Source organism: Streptomyces sp. NBC_00273, assembly GCF_036178145.1.
GTDB lineage: Bacteria > Actinomycetota > Actinomycetes > Streptomycetales > Streptomycetaceae > Streptomyces.
Map to the genome: position 1 here is coordinate 4,202,899 of NZ_CP108067.1, position 17,212 is coordinate 4,220,110.

14 protein-coding genes are annotated in these 17,212 nt (G+C 71.1%); 3 read left to right on the forward strand and 11 right to left on the reverse strand.

The features are described 5' to 3' along the window. Window positions 1-20 precede the first annotated feature (20 nt). Both OG386_RS17920 and OG386_RS17925 read left to right on the forward strand, forming a co-directional pair. Window positions 21-1,664 carry a substrate-binding and vWA domain-containing protein gene (locus tag OG386_RS17920; protein ID WP_405790792.1) on the forward strand — a complete coding sequence of 548 codons (1,644 nt, stop codon included), beginning with the start codon at window positions 21-23 and terminating at the stop codon, window positions 1,662-1,664. Further along, complete coding sequence (locus tag OG386_RS17925) at window positions 1,651-2,262, forward strand: hypothetical protein (RefSeq protein ID WP_328789003.1); 612 nt, start codon at window positions 1,651-1,653, stop codon at window positions 2,260-2,262. Before OG386_RS17920 ends, OG386_RS17925 begins: the two co-directional genes overlap by 14 nt. A gap of 113 nt (window positions 2,263-2,375) precedes the next feature. Here the strand turns inward: OG386_RS17925 and OG386_RS17930 are convergent, their stop codons facing one another. Further along, window positions 2,376-4,205, reverse strand: a complete 1,830-nt coding sequence (locus tag OG386_RS17930) for a phosphoenolpyruvate carboxykinase (GTP) (protein ID WP_328789004.1) — start codon at window positions 4,203-4,205, stop codon at window positions 2,376-2,378. Between the two features lie 220 nt (window positions 4,206-4,425). Between OG386_RS17930 and trhA the strand changes: the two genes are divergently transcribed. Continuing rightward, window positions 4,426-5,139: a PAQR family membrane homeostasis protein TrhA gene (gene trhA / locus OG386_RS17935; RefSeq protein ID WP_384830502.1), complete on the forward strand. Its 714-nt coding sequence runs from the start codon at window positions 4,426-4,428 to the stop codon at window positions 5,137-5,139. Window positions 5,140-5,269: 130 nt separating this feature from the next. Here trhA and OG386_RS17940 read toward each other — a convergent pair whose 3' ends face one another. The 10 genes from OG386_RS17940 to OG386_RS17985 form a co-directional block, all read right to left on the reverse strand. Beyond that, window positions 5,270-5,536 (reverse strand): protealysin inhibitor emfourin, encoded by a 267-nt coding sequence (locus tag OG386_RS17940; RefSeq protein ID WP_328789005.1) that lies wholly within the window; start codon window positions 5,534-5,536, stop codon window positions 5,270-5,272. 3 nt (window positions 5,537-5,539) lie between these two features. After that, window positions 5,540-6,559: a M4 family metallopeptidase gene (locus OG386_RS17945; protein WP_328789006.1), complete on the reverse strand. Its 1,020-nt coding sequence runs from the start codon at window positions 6,557-6,559 to the stop codon at window positions 5,540-5,542. 251 nt (window positions 6,560-6,810) lie between these two features. Further along, entirely contained in the window at window positions 6,811-9,258 is a 2,448-nt protein-coding gene (locus OG386_RS17950) for a galactose oxidase-like domain-containing protein (RefSeq protein ID WP_328789007.1), read from the reverse strand. Window positions 9,259-9,281: 23 nt separating this feature from the next. Then, on the reverse strand, window positions 9,282-10,451 hold the full coding sequence (locus tag OG386_RS17955) for a glycosyltransferase family 2 protein (RefSeq protein ID WP_328789008.1): 1,170 nt from the start codon (window positions 10,449-10,451) through the stop codon (window positions 9,282-9,284). Between the two features lie 6 nt (window positions 10,452-10,457). Continuing rightward, window positions 10,458-12,125, reverse strand: a complete 1,668-nt coding sequence (locus OG386_RS17960; protein WP_443053177.1) for an ArnT family glycosyltransferase — start codon at window positions 12,123-12,125, stop codon at window positions 10,458-10,460. Continuing rightward, window positions 12,122-13,489, reverse strand: a complete 1,368-nt coding sequence (locus OG386_RS17965; protein ID WP_328789009.1) for a glycosyltransferase — start codon at window positions 13,487-13,489, stop codon at window positions 12,122-12,124. The genes OG386_RS17960 and OG386_RS17965 overlap by 4 nt, the downstream gene beginning before the upstream one ends. Before the next feature lie 241 nt (window positions 13,490-13,730). After that, a complete protein-coding gene (locus OG386_RS17970; protein ID WP_328789010.1) occupies window positions 13,731-15,785 on the reverse strand; it encodes a thioredoxin domain-containing protein in 2,055 nt (684 codons plus the stop codon). A gap of 23 nt (window positions 15,786-15,808) precedes the next feature. After that, window positions 15,809-16,213, reverse strand: coding sequence for a hypothetical protein (locus tag OG386_RS17975; RefSeq protein WP_328789011.1), 405 nt, complete (start codon window positions 16,211-16,213; stop codon window positions 15,809-15,811). A gap of 9 nt (window positions 16,214-16,222) precedes the next feature. Beyond that, window positions 16,223-16,360 carry a hypothetical protein gene (locus tag OG386_RS17980; RefSeq protein ID WP_328789012.1) on the reverse strand — a complete coding sequence of 46 codons (138 nt, stop codon included), beginning with the start codon at window positions 16,358-16,360 and terminating at the stop codon, window positions 16,223-16,225. Between the two features lie 66 nt (window positions 16,361-16,426). Further along, complete coding sequence (locus OG386_RS17985; RefSeq protein WP_328789013.1) at window positions 16,427-17,188, reverse strand: DUF4344 domain-containing metallopeptidase; 762 nt, start codon at window positions 17,186-17,188, stop codon at window positions 16,427-16,429. Window positions 17,189-17,212 lie beyond the last annotated feature (24 nt).

The following is a 17,212-nucleotide window of genomic DNA, read 5'->3' on the forward strand; positions in this document are numbered from 1 at the left end:
GCGCGGCCGGGCGGGTACGCGTGGCGGCGGGGGCCCCGCCCCGGCCCCCGCGCCCCGGGCGTCGGCGGGGCCGGACGGGCTTCGCGCTCGCCCTCGTCGCGCTCGCGGCGGCTACGGCCTGCACCTCCGGGGGTGCGGCCGGGCCGACGGAGACGGCTTACAAGGAGGGCACGCTGCGGGTGCTGGCCTCCAGTGAGCTCGCGGACATGGAGCCGGTGCTGGAGCAGGCCCGGAAGGCGACCGGGGTCACCGTGAAGCTGACCTGGTCCGGGACGCTGGACGCCGCCGAGCAGGTCGCCTCCGGCCGGGCCGACGGCACGTACGACGCGATCTGGCTCTCCTCCAACGACTACCTGCGGCTGCGGCCCGAGGCCGCCGGGAAGCTCTCCAGCGAGACGCCGGTGATGTCCTCGCCCGTCGCCCTCGGCGTGAAGCCGGAGGCGCTGGCCCGACTCGGCTGGAAGCCCGAGGAGGTCACCTGGCCGGCGGTGCACGAGGCCGTAGCCGCGGGGAAGCTGACGTACGGGATGACCGACCCGGTGCGTTCCAACTCGGGTTTCTCCGCGCTGGTCTCGGTGGCCTCGGGGCTGTCGGGCGCACAGGCGGCGCTGAGCGACGCGGACGTGAAGGCGGCCACGCCCCGGCTGAAGGAGTTCTTCGCCGGGCAGAAGCTGACCTCGGGCTCCTCGGGCTGGCTCGTCACCGCGTACGGCAAGCGCGGGGACGTGGACGCGCTGGTGAACTACGAGTCGGTGCTGCTGTCCATGAACCGGGACGCGAAGGGCGCCGGAGCTCCGCTGACGGTGGTCCGGCCGCGCGACGGTGTGGTCACCGCCCACTACCCGCTCACCCTGCTGACCTCGGCCCCGGCCGGGGCCCGTGATGCGGGGCGGGCGCTGACGGACTACCTGCGGGGCCCGGAGGCGCAGCAGGCGATCACCGAGCGGACCTTCCGCCGCCCGGTCGCGGCCGGGGTGGCCCCGGCCGCCGGGCTGGACCAGGAGAAGCGGCGCGAGCTGCCGTTCCCCGGTTCGCGCGTCGTCGCCGACGGGCTGCTGGCCTCGTACGAGAACGAGCTGCGCCGGCCCTCGCGGACCGTCTACGTCCTGGACACCTCGGGTTCGATGAGCGAGGAGGACCGGATCGGGCGGCTGAAGTCGGCGCTCACCGATCTGACGGGCTCGGGGAGTTCGGGCACCGGGCAGCGGTTCCGGGACCGCGAGGAGGTGACGCTGCTGCCCTTCGGGTCGAAGGTGAAGAAGGTGAGCACGCACGTGGTGGAGCCGGGCAATCCGGGGCCGGCCCTGGACGCGATCCGCCGTGACGTGAAGTCGCTGGAACCGGACGGCGGGACGGCGGTCTACGGGAGCCTGGAGGCGGCGTACCAGCAGCTGGGCAAGGGCCCCGCCGACGCCTTCACCTCGATCGTGCTGATGACGGACGGCGAGAACACCGAGGGCGTCGGGGCCAAGCACTTCGACTCCTTCTACGCGGGGCTGCCGGAGGCGCAGAAGCGGACGCCGGTCTTCGCCGTGCTGTTCGGCGACTCGGACCGCAAGGAGCTCACCCACATCACCGAACTGACCGGCGGCCGGCTCTTCGACGCCACTGGCGGGACCGGTTCGCTGGCCGGAGCCTTCGAGGAGATCCGTGGCTACCAGTAGGGCGACCGGGGTGCTGACGTACCTGGAGTCGAAGAAGAACCTGGCCGGCTCCGCCTGCGGCCTGGTCGGCCTGGCCCTCACCCTCGCCGGGGTGGCCGGTGCGTACTGGCCGGTGGTGATCGCGGGGCTGTACGGGGCGGGCGCGCTGATCGCCCCGCCGGAGCGGACGGCGCCGCCGCCCTTCGACCCGCGTGAGGAGCTCGGCGTACTGGGCGAGGACCTCGGGCGGCTGCGGGCGTACGTCGCCGAGGTGGAGCTGCCCTCGGGGGCGACGGAGGCGCTCGCCGAGCTGCTGGAGCTGTACGGGGCGCTGCTGGAGCCCGGGTGGGTGGCCGATGTGCTGGTCAGCGAGTCGGAGGCGGTGCACGCGGTGTCCCGGGCGGTCCGGCAGGACGTGCCGGAGAGCGTGGACGCGTACAACCGGACCCGCTGGTGGAGCCGGATGGCGCCGGGCGGGGAGTCGCCGGAGCAGCACCTGGAGCGGCAGTTGGGGCTGCTGCGCGAGGAGGCGCAACGCGTAACGGCGGGCCTCCACGAGGTGGAGGCCCGCCGTCAACAGACGCACACGGCCTACCTGGAGGAGCGCGGACGCTCCTGAGGTCGGTCATGTGCTGCGGTGGGCGCCGCTTGGTCGGGGGCTCCCACAGCGGTGGGCGCCGCTTGGTCGGGGGCTCCCACGTTCATCGGCCCTTCTTCAGGGCGTGTCCTGGCTCAGCCCAGGCGCTCCACGAGTGCGTGGTACTGGTCCCACAGCTCCTTGGGAGTGTGGTCGCCGTAGGTGTTCAGGTGCTCGGGGACCAGGGCGGCCTCCTCGCGCCAGACCTCCTTGTCGACGGTGAGGAGGAAGTCGAGGTCCTCGGCCGGGAGGTCCAGGCCGTCGAGGTCGAGGGAGTCCTTGGTCGGCAGGATGCCGATGGGGGTCTCCACGCCTTCGGCGGTGCCGTCGAGGCGGCCGACGATCCACTTCAGGACGCGGCTGTTCTCGCCGAAGCCGGGCCACACGAACTTGCCCGCGTCGTTCTTGCGGAACCAGTTCACGTAGTAGATCTTCGGGAGCTTGGCGGCGTCCGCGGAGGCGCCGACCTTGACCCAGTGGGCCATGTAGTCGCCCATGTTGTAGCCGCAGAACGGCAGCATGGCGAAGGGGTCGCGGCGCAGTTCGCCGACCTTGCCCTCGGCGGCGGCGGTCTTCTCGGAGGCGATGTTCGAGCCGATGAAGACGCCGTGGTTCCAGTCGAAGGACTCGGTGACCAGCGGCACGGCGGAGGCGCGGCGGCCGCCGAAGAGGATCGCGGAGATCGGGACGCCCTTGGGGTCCTCCCACTCGGCGGCGATCGTCGGGCACTGCGAGGCCGGGACGGCGAAGCGGGCGTTGGGGTGGGCGGCCGGGGTCTCCGAGGCCGGAGTCCAGTCGTTGCCCTTCCAGTCGATGAGGTGCGCGGGCGCCTCTTCGGTCATGCCCTCCCACCACACGTCGCCGTCGTCGGTGAGCGCGACGTTGGTGAAGACGGTGTTGGCGTACATGGTCTTCATGGCGTTGGCGTTGGTGTGCTCGCCGGTGCCGGGGGCGACGCCGAAGAAGCCGGCCTCGGGGTTGATCGCGTAGAGGCGACCGTCCTCGCCGAAGCGCATCCAGGCGATGTCGTCGCCGATGGTCTCGACGGTCCAGCCGGAGATCGTGGGCTCCAGCATGGCGAGGTTGGTCTTGCCGCAGGCGGACGGGAAGGCGGCGGCAACGTACTTCGTCTCGCCCTCGCCGGCCGGCGGGGTGAGCTTGAGGATCAGCATGTGCTCGGCGAGCCAGCCCTCGTCGCGGGCCATGACGGACGCGATGCGCAGGGCGTAGCACTTCTTGCCGAGGAGGGCGTTGCCGCCGTAGCCGGATCCGTAGGACCAGATCTCGCGGGTCTCCGGGAAGTGCGAGATGTACTTGGTGGTGTTGCAGGGCCACGGCACGTCGGCCTCGCCCTCGGCGAGCGGAGCGCCGAGGGTGTGGACGGCCTTGACGAAGAACCCGTCGGTGCCGAGCTCGTCGAGGACGGGCTTGCCCATGCGGGTCATGGTGCGCATGGCGACGGCGACGTAGGCGGAGTCGGTGATCTCGACGCCGATCGCGGAGAGCTCGGAGCCGAGGGGGCCCATGCAGAACGGGACGACGTACATCGTCCGGCCCTTCATGGAGCCGCGGAAGATGCCCTTCTCCCCCGCGAAGATCTCCTTCATCTCGGAAGGGGCCTTCCAGTGGTTGGTCGGGCCCGCGTCCTCCTCCTTCTCGGAGCAGATGAAGGTCCGGTCCTCGACGCGCGCGACGTCGGACGGGTCGGAGGCGGCGTAGTAGGAGTTCGGGCGCTTCGTCTCGTCGAGCTTCTTGAACGTTCCCTTGGCGACGAGCTCCTCGCACAGGCGCTCGTACTCGGCCTCGGAGCCGTCGCACCAGACGACTCGGTCGGGCTGGGTCAGGGCTGCGATCTCGTCCACCCAGGAGGTCAGCTCCTGGTGGGTCGTCGGGATGGAAGTGGGAGCCGCGTTGTCGCGCGCCACGATTGCTCCTTGTTGAGGGGTTTGTTTGGTGTAGGCCCCGTGGGGGCTGCGACCCGGACGCTTCGCGCTCCGCTCATCCGGTGTCGACCGCACTCATCTGATCATCCGGTGGATGTGCGCATATGTCCAGAGGGCCTCTCACGTGAGCATTGCCACGTCCGTCAATCTTCCGTAAAGACCACTAACGGAAACCTACGGACCCGTAGGTAGCATGGCGCGCATGACTTCTGATGCCGCCGCCGTCCCGGCCGCCGAGGCCACACCGGTAGTCGAGGCCCTGGAGGCGGCGGAGACCGCCCTGGAAGAGAAGCCGCTGATGCGCGGCTGGCTGCACCTCGGGATGTTCCCCGCCGTGGTCGTCGCGGGCCTGGTGCTGATGGCCTTCACCGACTCGACGAAAGCACGGGTCGCCTGCGGCGTGTACATCCTCACCGCCTGCCTGCTCTTCGGCGTCAGCGCGGTCTACCACCGCGGCACCTGGGGGCCGCGCGGCGAGGCCATCCTGCGACGGCTCGACCACGCGAACATCTTCCTGATCATCGCGGGCACCTACACCCCGCTGACCGTCCTGCTGCTGCCGCCCTCCACCGGGCGGACCCTGCTGTGGGCGGTGTGGATCGCGGCAGCCGCCGGCATCGCCTTCCGGGTCTTCTGGGTCGGCGCCCCGCGCTGGCTCTACACCCCCTGCTACATCGCCATGGGCTGGGCGGCGGTCTTCTTCCTGCCCGACTTCATGCGCACCGGCGGCATCGCCGTCCTGGTCCTGGTGATCGTCGGCGGCCTCCTCTACAGCGTGGGCGGGGTCATCTACGGCATGAAGCGCCCGAACCCCTCCCCGCGGTTCTTCGGCTTCCACGAGGTCTTCCACTCGCTGACCCTCGCGGCCTTCGTGGCCCACTACGTCGGCATCTCGCTCGCCGCGTACCAGCACTGAGCGGCGCGGGCCGGGGCGCACCGCCCGTCCACCTCGTGATGCCGTCGTCCCACGACGGGCCGCATCCCGCATCCCGGCGGCCGGGGGACCGGCGCACCTGGATGCGGGATGCGGGATGCGGGTGGCCCGGCTACGCGCCGTCCCGCAGGACCCGTTCGACCAGCTCCTCCTGTTCCTCAGTGATCTTCGGGTCGGCGAATTCGACCGTACGGTCGTCCACGGTCACGGAGTACCGATAGCCGTCCGGTACGCCTCCGGCGGGCCCCGGCCCCGCCTGGGCGAGGACCGCCGTCGCGAGGCGCTCCAGCTCGGCCGCGTCGGGCCGACCCGTCGTCTCCAGCTCCGCCGTGACCGGGAAACCGGCGAAGCCGCCGCTCCTCGTCACACGGATGCGCACGGCTCAGCCATGGTTGTTGCCGTTCACGCCGACGTGGGCCCACGCCTTGAGGACCGCCTCCAGTTCCAGCCCCTGCCCGAACCGCTTCTTCGTGGCCTCGGTCGTGGCCTGGGCGAACTGCCGGAAGGTGGCGCGCTTGGGCAGCTCGCCGGAGGTGAGGGTGTCGTACCAGATCTGTCCCGCCCGCTCCCAGGCGAAGCCCCCGATCTCCGTCGCGATCAGGTAGAAGGCGTGGTTCGGGATGCCGGAGTTGATGTGGACGCCGCCCGCGTCGAGGTCGGTGTTCACGAACCCGTCCATGTGGGCCGGCTGCGGATCCCCGCCCCGCCAGACGCGGTCGTCGGTGAAGGCGGTACCGGGCGCTCTCATGGAGCGCAGGGCCTGCCCCCGCACCAGGGGGGTGAAGAGGCCGGCACCGATCAGCCAGTCGGCCTCTTCCGCGGTCTGGCCGCGGGCGAACTGCTTGACCAGGCTGCCGAAGACGTCGGAGACCGACTCGTTGAGGGCGCCGGACTGGTCCTCGTAGACCAGGTCCGCGGTGAACTGCGTGATTCCGTGGGTCATCTCGTGGGCGATGACGGCGGGATCGAGCGTGAAGTCGTTCCAGACCAAGCCGTCTCCGTCGCCGAAGATCATGGATTGGCCGTCCCAGAGGGCGTTGTTGTACTTGCGGCGGTAGTGGACGGTCGCGTCCAGCGGCAGGTTGGCGTCGTCGATCGAACGACGGCCGTACGCCTCCTCGAAGAAGGTGAAGGTGAGGCCGAGGATGTTGTAGGCCCGGTTGACCGTGCCGTCCAGCACCGGGTCCTCCCCCTCGGCCCTGACCTGATCGCCGGGCAGTCGACTCGTGTTGTGCGTGTCGAAGACCGTCCGCTGGAGGACGGCCGCGCCCGCCGGGACGGCCCCCTCCACCTCTCTGGGTGCGTCCTTGCGCTTCTGTCGGAGCTCGGCGTCGATCGAGAGGGACTTCTCGGCGGCCTCGCGGACCCTGGGGTCGTCGTCTTCGGTCAGTCTCTCGAGCACGAAGGGGGGCAGGATGCCGCAGACGCATCGCTCGGATTCCGGTGCCCTGTGTTCCCCGCTGACGGGGATGTGAGTGGTGTCCACAGCGAACGAAGGTGGCGCCCCCGGACTGCCGGGGTCACGCGTTGCCCCGGAATCTCACCCGCACGCGCCGCCCGATTGGTCCGGACAGCCCCGTTTGTCGGGGCCCGGCCGCGGTGCGCGGCCGGGCCCCGACCTTCGCGGGTCCCGCGGGACTTCGACGACAGGCCTCAGCAGGCGTAGCCGTCCCGGTCGGGGTCCAGGCGCAGCGGATCGCTGCCGTTGACCTTGAGGCGCTTCGGGTACGTGTGGGAGGCCAGCCAGTCGCAACGGGCCTTCGTCGTCGCCTGCACCTCGGCCGGGAAGCGGGTCGGTACGCACACGTTGGCCGTGCCGTAGTGCCGGTCGCAGCCGGCCGCGCTCGGCGCGACCGGGGCGGAGTCCCGCTTCGCCGGGTTGTCCTTGGCGGGGCCCAGCTGGTCGGCGAAGGTGTGCTCGTGCGCGGAGGGCTGCTCCTGGGTGGCCGCCAGCGCGGAGGGGCCGCCCAGGTGCACCCAGGTCGCGATCGACGGGATGCCGTTCGCGTCGACCGCGAAGAGCATGTACCAGCCGGGCGGCGCCAGGTTGGGGTTGCTCGTGACGTTCAGGTCGATGGTGGTGCCGTTGACGACGGTCATGGGCAGGTCCACGAAGCGCTGGTTCGGGTCCGAGGAGTGGGTGACCGCCGCCGGACGGATCAGCTCCGCCTTGGCGACCGGCCGGTTGACGGTGATCCGCTGCGTGTCCCCGTACACCCACTGCGTGTCGATCGCCGAAGTGATCTGCGGGCGGGCGCCCTTGAAGAGGTAGGGCGGGGTGTAGATCGACACGTTGTGGTTGTACGTCCCGTTGCCCGGGTTGTCGCCGACCGACATGACCCGGCCGTCCGGCATCAGGAACGACGCCGAGTGGTAGGTCCGCGGGATCGGGTCGGTGGCGAGACCTGCCTGGTAGGTGTTGGTCGTCGGGTCGAAGAAGGAGGCTTCGAAGACCGGGTCGGCCCGGTCGTGCAGTCCGCCGCCGGTCTCCAGCACCTTGCCGTCCGGCAGCAGCACCGCCGATACGAACATCTTGCCTTCGGCGCCGGTCTGCGGCCGCTTGCCCTGGCCCTGGTCGACCAGGCCCTGCGGGATCGGCGGGCCGGCCGTGTAGGCGGGGCTGGGCTGCTTGAGGTCGATGATGTCGGTGAGCCGGTTGGCCGCCGGATTGTGCTCGTTGTTGCCGCCGCCGATGGTCAGCACCCGCTGGTCCTGGGCCGGGGGCAGCAGGACGCTCGCCGACTCGTCCCGCTCGTCCTTGTTCCGCAGGCCCGGCACGTCGGTGATGGTGTTGGCGTCGTAGTCGTAGATCGAGGCTCCGGTGCCCGGGGTGCCGTTGCCGAAGGTGTGGCTGCCCGAGTAGAAGAGCCGCCCGTCCTGCATCAGGATCATCGACGGGTACAGGCCCCAGTACGACCAGGTCTGGTTGACCTGGTTCATCGGCAGCCACTTGTTCTGCGCCGCCGAGAACTTCTCCGCCGTCACGTTGCCCGTGGAGTCCTCCTTCAGCCCGCCGAAGGAGATCACGTCACCGTTGCCGAGGATCGTCGCCGACGGGTACCAGTGCCCGCCGTTCATGTCGTTCGTCTTCGTGTACTTCTCGGTGGTCGGGTCGAAGGTGTACGAGTCCTTCAGCCCCTGGTAGCCGATCGAGCCGTCGGCCGACGGGTACCCCTTGTTGCCGCTCATCACCAACACCCGGCCGTCCGCCAGCTGCACGTGGCCCGCGCAGAACATGTCGACGGGGGTCGGGATCGTCTTGAAGGAGCCGTTCGCCGGGTCGTAGACGGCGGAGGTGAAGGTGCCCGCGTTGAACTGGGCGATGTCGTTGCCCGAGCCCGCGATCAGCAGCACCTTGCCGCCCCCAGAGCCTCCGGCCTGGGAGGTACCCCCGTTCAGAACCACCGCGTGCATCGAACGCACCGGGTTCTGCGCCGGAATGACCTGCCACTTGCCCTTGGCGCACTCCTCCGCGGTCCCCGAACAGGCCGGCTGCGGCGGGACGGCACCCACCTCCTCCAGCGCGTAGTCGTCGGTGGTGAGCGTGCCCACCCCGTAGACCGACAGACCCCACGCGATCTTGTCGGTGCCCGGCGGAACGGCCGGCGTACGGACCTCCGTACGCGCCCAGGCTGCACTGACGGGCGGGTTCTGCAGGTCGGTCCAGTACTGCCAGCCCGCCGTCGTGTCACGGCGGAAGACGGTCACCGACACGTCCGGGGTGTTCGACTTGTACCAGGCGGACAGGTCGTACTGCTTGCCCGGCGTGACGGTCGGGGCACAGGTGCTGTTCTCCGTGACCAGCGCCTTGCGGTCGCCGTTCACGCGGCGGGTGAGCGAGACCTTCATCGCCTTGGTGCCGCCGTGCGCGTCGGCGACGGTGGAGAAGGTGAAGTCGTTGTCGCCCCAGCCGGACTTGGACCAGCAGGACGGCATGTCGGAGCCGGCGGCGCCGGCGGTCTCGAAACCGGGGTTGGAGAGCAGGTTGGGCGGACCGGCCGCGGCTTGCTGCGGTGCGGTGAGCAGCAGGCTCGCGGTCATCGCCCCTACGGCGAGCAGGGCGGCCCGCCGCCCCGCCCTCCGCCGGATCGTCAGACGCATGGAAAGGTTCCTTTCTGTGCGGCTCAACTCCTGGTGTGGCGCGGCAGATAGACGAGTGCCTCGGTGGCCGCGAACCGCAGGACGAAGGTGGTCACCAGCGCGAGGGCGGTGGCGGGCAGCACCTCCATCCCGAGCTCGGCGACGAACACCGCGATCAGCGGAATGCGCAGCAGCAGATCGGCGTTGGCGAGCAGCGCGAAGCGTCCGACCCGGTCCGCCCAGTGCCGGTGCCGGCGCCGGTCGCGGAAGAGCAGGGTCTCGATGAGCAGGAAGTTCCACAGGACCCCCGCCTGGTTGGCGACGATCTCGGCCGGCAGGTAGTGCATCCCCGCACCGGTGAGCAGCCAGAGCGCGGCCAGGTTCGGAACGAAGCCGGAGAGCCCGATCAGCCCGAAGCCGATCATGCGGGCCAGTGGGGCGGCCGAGCGCAGCGAGGCGAGGTGGGCGAGGAAGCGCATGCCCTCGCGGGCGGTGGACTTCGACTCCCCCGCATAGCGCTCCTGGAAGACGAACGGCACCTCCGCGACCTTGCCGGGACGGCAGCGCACCGCCAGCTCCAGCAGGATCTTGTAGCCCAACGGCTTGAGGGCCTCCGCGGTGACGACGGAGCGGCGCATCGCGAAGAAGCCGCTCATCGGGTCGCTGATCCCGCGCAGCGCGCGCGGGAAGAGCCCCTTCGTCAGCCAGGTCGCGGCGCGGGAGACGGCGATGCGGTAACTCCCGGCGAGTCCGGCCCGGCTGCCGCCGCTGATGTAGCGGGAGGCGACGACGAGGTCGGCGCCGGTGCGCACGCCCTCGCCGACGAGTTCGGGGACCAGGTGGGGCGGGTGCTGGAGGTCGGCGTCCATGACGACGATCCAGTCGGTGTCCGCGCGCTTGACCCCTTCGACGACGGCGCCGCCGAGCCCGCCGTCGGGCGTCTCCCGGTGCAGGACGGACACCGGGAAGGGGTGGTCGGCTGCGGCCTTCTCGATGACGGCCGGGGTGTCGTCCGTGGAGTCGTCCACGAACAGCACCTCGCAGGGCAGGTGTGTGGGGTCGGGCAGTGCGTCACCGAGCCGGCGCAGCAACTCGGTGATGTTCCCCGCCTCGTTGAAGGTCGGGATGATGAGGGTGACGCTGCCGGTCACCGCCTGCGGAAGGGTGAGGTCCGCATCGATCGGGGCACGGAGGGGCCACAGGTCCTCGCTCATGCGCGCTCAGCTCCCACTCGTTCGGTCGGTCCGGCGTATCTCGATGCGGTCCTCGCCCGAACCGAAGACCGCCACCACCGCCGAATGCTCCAGCGCCGCCTTCACGTGGGGCAGGTTCACCGCGTCACGGCGCACGGTGGGCGAGGAGACCACGTAGTCGATGTCCTGCCAGCCCCGCGGCAGGGTCTTGGTGACGGCCGGGTCGAGGTCCGCCTTGTAGAACCAGATCGCGCCGAGGCCGGGCTCGAAGCCGTGGTGCACCGCGTCCAGCCAGAGCGCGTCGTCCAGCAGCACCCGCGTGTTCTCCGGATCGGCGACCTCGCTGTCGAGCCAGGCCGCGGCCTGCCGGTACGGGGCGTTCGCGTCCACCGTCAGCGCGGTGCGGTTGCCGTCGTACCAGCGCGGCAGCACGTACACCGCGGCCGACGCCGCGAGTACGCCGAGCAGCGCCCACCGCGCCCACACCCGCGACCGGGCCTCGCCCGGACCCCGGCGGCGGCGCAGCACGGCGTGCGTGGTGCTGGCCGCGCCCCCGGCGAGGACGAGCGCGAGGAACGGCAGCGCCTGGATCACGTACATCGCCGGCAGGTAGCCGGAGGGCCGCATCGCGACGGCGGCGAGGATCACGGCGGCGAGCGCGGGGCCGGCCAGCGCGCGGGCGGTGACCGACCAGCGGACGGTGGCCAGCAGCAGGACGGCGCCGGCCAGCCCGCCGAGCGGCAGGACGGTGTCGTAGTAGAGCCAGGACCGGAACACGCCGTTCGAGCCGGAGCCGGGGGTGAGGATGAAGCCGGAGCCCTCGCGGCCCATCTGGTAGGTGATGCCGTCGATGAGCGACACGTGCCCGGAGCCGGGCAGCAGTTCGCCGTTGAGCAGGGCGTACAGCGGGTACGACAGCCCGATCAGCGCGCAGGCGGTGATCGCTCCGGTGACCGCGAACTTGCGGGTGTCGCGGTGGCTGTGGCGCCACATCGTCACCAGCAGGGCCGGGAGCACCACCAGCATCGTCTCCTTGGTCAGGACGGCGGTGGCGGCCGCCAGTCCGGAGCCGAAGTGGTGCCACAGGTGGCGGCTCGGGGACGCGGCGAGGCAGAAGGCCAGCAGCATCCACATCACGGCGAGGTTGTCGAGGAAGATCTCCCGCTGGAGGACCACGGAGAGCGGCGACAGCCCGAAGAGGGCCATCGCGAGCCCGGCCGCCCAGCGCGGCAGCCACAGCCGGCGCGCCAGGACGTACAGCAGCACGGAGGAGGCGGCGGAGACGGCGAGCATCGAGAACCTCATCGGCGCGACGGTCATCCAGTCGGGCACGAAGAGCGACGGCAGGTACGTCAGGCCCGCGATCTGGATCCAGCCGAGCGGCGGATGGTCGTACCAGTACGTGTAGTGGGCGAGGCCGTCGCCCTGCTGGACGGCCCAGGCCTGCGCGAGGTAGGTGCCCTCGTCGTCGCTCAGGGTCGGGAAGTTCGTGATGTTCCAGCCTTGGACCAGCACGATCACCAGCAGCAGTGCGCCGCACAGCAGCAGGTCGGGACGGGAGGAGCGGAAGCGCACGAGCGGCCGGGCGGGCGCGGCCGGGCGCACCCCGAGGCCGCCTGCGACGGGCGTCCGCCGGTCCGGACCGGTGCGGGTCTCTGGCTGGGGATCAGTGGCCGTGGGCAGGGTGGCGGTCACTGGCGGCTGTCCTCTCGGATCGCGGTGGAGGCGGAGACGACACCGGGTGCGGCGGTGGCGGGGACGGGCGCGGTGGCGTACGCGGGCGCGCCGGCGGCGGTCGGAGTCGCGGTGGCGGTCGCGGTCGCGGTCAGGTGGGCGCCGGTGTGGCTGGTCAGCTCCCACTCGTTGCGGCCGCGCTGCTCGCGCCAGACCGCACGGATCGCGGCCCCCGCGAGCATCACCTGGTAGAACGGGCCGCCGACGACGAGCTTGACGTAGTGCACGAGGCGGACGCGCAGACCGTACTGGCGGCCGAAGTCGTGCAGGCCGACGATCTCGAACACGAAGGTCACCATCGCCGTGATCATGGGGAGGAAGGTGATGATCGCGATGCCGACGGGCACGTCGAGGAGGACCGCGACGGCGAAGTTGAGCGGAATGATCACTCCGGACGCGGCCTGCATGAAGGGCGTCATCAGCGTGTAGCGGGCCAGCCAGCGCTGGCCGCGCCCGGGCAGCTGCTGCCAGTCCTTCTTCCGGTACACCTGAAGGAACCCCTGGTTCCAGCGGGTGCGCTGCTTGAGCAGGCTCACCAGCGAGCCCGGCGTCTCCTCGCGGGTGACCATGTCGGAGTCGTAGGCGACGACCACCTTCTTGCCGACCGACGACAACCGCACCCCGAGGTCGCAGTCCTCGGCGAGGCAGTTCTGGTCCCAGCCGCCGGCCTCGCGCAACACCTCGGTGCGCACGAAGACGGTGTTGCCGCCGAGCGGGATGAAGCCCTTCTCGGCGTGCAGGTGCAGCCGGGAGCGGAACCAGAAGAAGTACTCCAGGCAGTTGCGCAGGCTGTACCAGCTGGAGTGGAAGTTGATCAGCTGGACCCCGCCCTGGACGACGTCGGCACCGGTGGAGCGGAAGGCGTGGTCGACGTGGGCGAGCAGCTCGGGGTGGACCTGGTCCTCGGCGTCGAAGACTCCGACGATGTCACCGCGGCAGGACGGGAGGGCGGTGTTGAGGGCCTTCGGCTTGTTCTTCGTCTCGTGGTGGTCGACCACGACCCGGACGCGGGCCGGCGCGCGGGCGGCGGCCCGTTCGGCGACGGCGGCCGTCCCGGGGTCGTCGTGTCCGACGATCACGATGATCTCGTAGTCGGTGTGGCTCGACTCCAGCAGCCGGTCGATGGTGTGCTCCAGGACCGCCTGCTCGTGGCGGGCGGGCAGCAGCAGCGAGAACGCGAGGCGGCCCTCCCCGTCGGGGCGGTCGAACCGCGTGGAGGCGAGCACCTCGGGGGTCCGCCACGCGTGCATCTGCCACCAGAGCGTGAACGCGGCCATCCAGAAGAGCGCCAGGGAAATGACAGCAATGAACACAGACGTGTACAAAAGGCCCCCCACAGACCCGCCGCCCCCCGGCGGCGATCAGCAAACCCCCCGGGGGCTCACGGCGGGCCCCCCGGCCCGCCGCCCCCGCTTCCCCCTTGCGCGCACCCCCCAGTGCGCCGTCTCGGTGACTCCCGAAGCTAAGAGATTAGGCAGTGAACATGACACTCAGCTGCATCGCAGATAAAGAGCCCGTTTCTCAACTCATGTGTGCGCAACCGGAATTGACGGTACTCCGGTAGCTTCAGGGGCGAATCACGCCCAACTGCTCGGCCAACTCGACCGGATCCGTCGTAGGCCGCGCGCAGACGAAATGTCGACACACATACGCCGTCGGAAGGTCGCGCACGAGTGTGCGCTCGGCAAGAAGGGGGAACTCGCCACCGTCGCCGTCCGCCGCACGCGGCAGACCGACCGCCACCACCGCCCCGGGAGCCGTCCCCAGCAACGCGGTCCGGTGCAGCAGCGCCAGCGCCGGATCCTCCGGATGGCCGACGACCGCCACCTCGCGCGGCCCGTCGAGGAGCGCCTCGGCCACCGACAGCCCGTGCCCGATGAAGCGCGGCACCCGCGGCCCGAGCGCGTGCACCACCCCGAGCGCCCGCTCCGCCGCCGTACGGTGCGCCTGCGATCCGGTGTGCGCCGCGTACGAGAGCAACGCGCCCGCGGCGGCCGTCCACCCCGACGGGGCGGCCGTGTCCGTCGGATCCTGCGGCCTGCGGATGAGCTTCTCGGCGTCGTGCGCCGTGTCGTACAGCGACCCGTCCTCGGCGGTGAACCGGTCCAGGACCAGGTCGACGAGGAACCCGGCGAACTCCAGCCAGACCCCCTCGCCGGTCACGGACGCCAGCGCGAGGAAGCCCTCCGCCACATCCCCGTAGTCCTCCAGCACCCCGTCGTTGCTGCCGACCCGCCCGTCCTTGCTGGTGCGCGACAGCCGTGCCCGGCCGTCCATGTGCACGCGCACCAGCAGATCGGCCGCCTCGGTCGCCCGCTCCACCAGGTCGGGCCGCTCGAAGTACGCCCCGCACTCGGCGAGTGCGGCGATCGCCAGCCCGTTCCACGCGGCGACGATCTTGTCGTCCCGCCCGGGCGCGGGCCGCCGACCCCGCGCGGCCAGCAGCCGCTCCTTGATCCCGGCGAGCCTGTCCGCCTCCACCGCGGGCCCGTCCTGGGGCAGCTGCAGCACGGACGTCCCGTGCTCGAAGGTCCCCTCCTCGGTCACCCCGAAGCACAGGGCGGCCAGATCCCCGTCGGCCTCCCCCAGCGCCTCGCGCAACTGGGCGGGCGTCCAGGCGTAGTAGGCCCCCTCCACGTGCTCCCCGGTCAGCGGATCCTCGCTGTCGGCGTCGAGCGCGGAGGCGAAGCCGCCCTGATCGGTGCGCAGCTCCCGGACCATGAAATCGGCGGTCTCCAGCGCGACCCGGCGCGCGAGATCGGACCCGGTGGCACGCCACAAGTGCGCGTACACCCGGCAGAGCAGCGCGTTGTCGTAGAGCATCTTCTCGAAATGCGGAATCACCCACTCCCGATCCACGGAGTACCGCGCGAACCCGCCTCCGAGCTGGTCGTAGATCCCGCCGCGCGCCATCGTCTCGCACGTGTCTGCGGCCATCTGGAGCGCACCCTCGGACCCGGTGCGCGCGTGGTGGCGCAGCAGGAACTCCAGCACCATGGACGGCGGGAACTTCGGCGCCCCGCCGAATCCGCCGTGCGCTGCGTCGTACTCCCGCGTCAGCCCGAGCAATGCCCGCGCGAGCTCTTCGGGCCCGGGCGTCCCGGCCTTCCCGTAGTCCAACTCCCGCCCGGCCAGGTCGCGTACGATCCGCTGCGCGACCTCGGCGACCTCCTCGGGGCGCCCCACCCAGGCGGTCCGCACCCCTTCGAGCACCTGCATGAAGGAGGGCATCCCCTGCCGGGGCTCGGGCGGGAAGTACGTCCCGAAGTAGAAGGGCTCGGCGTCGGCGGTCATGAAGACGGTCATGGGCCAGCCACCCTGCCCGGTGGCGGCCTGCACCGCTTCCATGTAGACGGCGTCGACGTCGGGGCGCTCCTCGCGGTCCACCTTGATGTTGACGAAGTGCTCGTTCATGTAGGCGGCAACCGTCTCGTCCTCGAAGGACTCGTGCGCGAGGACGTGACACCAGTGGCAGCTGCTGTACCCGACGCTGAGCAGGACGGGCACCCCCCGCTCCCGCGCCTCCGCGAAGGCCTCCGGCGACCAGGGCCACCAGTCGACGGGATTGTCCGCGTGCTGCAGCAGGTACGGCGAGGTCTCGTTCGCGAGGCGGTTCGGCATGGGCCCATCCTGCCGCAAGCGCCTCAGGACAGCTGGTGCGGCTCGTCGTAGCCGCTGGCGAGGAACAGGGCCTTCGCCACCAGGCCGAGGCTCCCCTCGGAGAGGTACTCGCAGGTGTAGCGGAGCGAGATGGGGTAGTTCCCCCACAGGCTGAGGACGATCCTCAGCACCGCGATGTCCTCGTCCCACTCCTCGCCGAACGCGCCCGCTTCGATCGCGTCCCCGACGCGCCGGAAGGGCAGGCCGGCCCACACGGTGCCGTCGTCCTCGCCCCCGCCGTCGACGTAGGGCCGCAGCCGCGGGTCCTGCAGCCAGACGCCGTGCCGTTCCAGCAGCCAGACGGCTGCTTCCACGGACCGCACTCCGTCCGTGCCCTGCTTCAGGGCCTTGAGGAGATCGGCCGAAGAAGCCTGGGAGAAGTCGATCATTCGGCCATGTTATGCAGCCGGGGGCGGGGCGAAGGGGCTGTACGGGGCCTCGGCGGTGTACCAGGACGGGCCCGACACGGTCTGGGCCATGCCGTCGGCGTTGTAACGCGCGATCAGCTTCTCGGCCGCCAGGCCGCCCAGAAACACCTGAATCGCGATAGACCCCGCCGGCCGGAGAGGCCACTCACCGGCCGGACTCCTGCGTGCCGGGCGTCAGCGGCGCAGGAGCGGGGTCAGGTCGTGGGTCCAGGTGTCGCGGGTGGTGGTCCAGGTTCGGGGGCAGTTCGCGCGCGCCGGGGTTGCGAGGTCCGGGTGGCGGGCCGGGTCGTGGCCGTAGGCCGCGCAGCGGTGGGATTCCGCGCGGGCCGGGTCCGGGGCGTGTTCGTCGTCGGGGGCCGGGGCGGGGTCGGCCGCGGCCGCGAGGTCGTAGGCGCGGGCGGCGGTCAGCAGGGCGTGGTCGCCCTCCGGGGCGCGTAGGAGCATCAGCTGGGCGAAGCGGTCGGCGGCGTCCTCCTCGGCGCGGCCCCCGTCGCGTACGGGGAGGTCGAGGGCGTCGACGAGGGCGTGGCCCGCCTCGTGGTGGAGGGTCTCCCGGACGACCTCGGAGAGGGGTTCGTCCGCCGGGCGGCGGTCGGCCTCCTCGAACAGTTTCCGGTCCTCCGTCAGGTCGTCGTAGCAGAGCTCGATCCGCTGGGTCGCGGGGTCGTAGCCGCTGCCCTCGCCCGCGCAGGAGCGGGCGACGACCGTGATCCGGTCGGGGACGTCGAGGTAGGCGTTGAGGTCGGCGGTGACGAGCTCGAGGAGCTTCCACCGCCGCAGGAAGTCGGCGCTGTCGCGGTCGGCTTCGGCCGGCTCCTCGTGGCGGGGTGCGAATCCCCCTGCGGGCGGCGGGGGTTCGCATCCGGACAGCGCCGGCAGCAGCACCGTCGCGCACAGGGTGGACACCAGCGCCAGACGTAAGCGATGCAGCGTCATATTGCCCTCCGGATATGCCAGTTG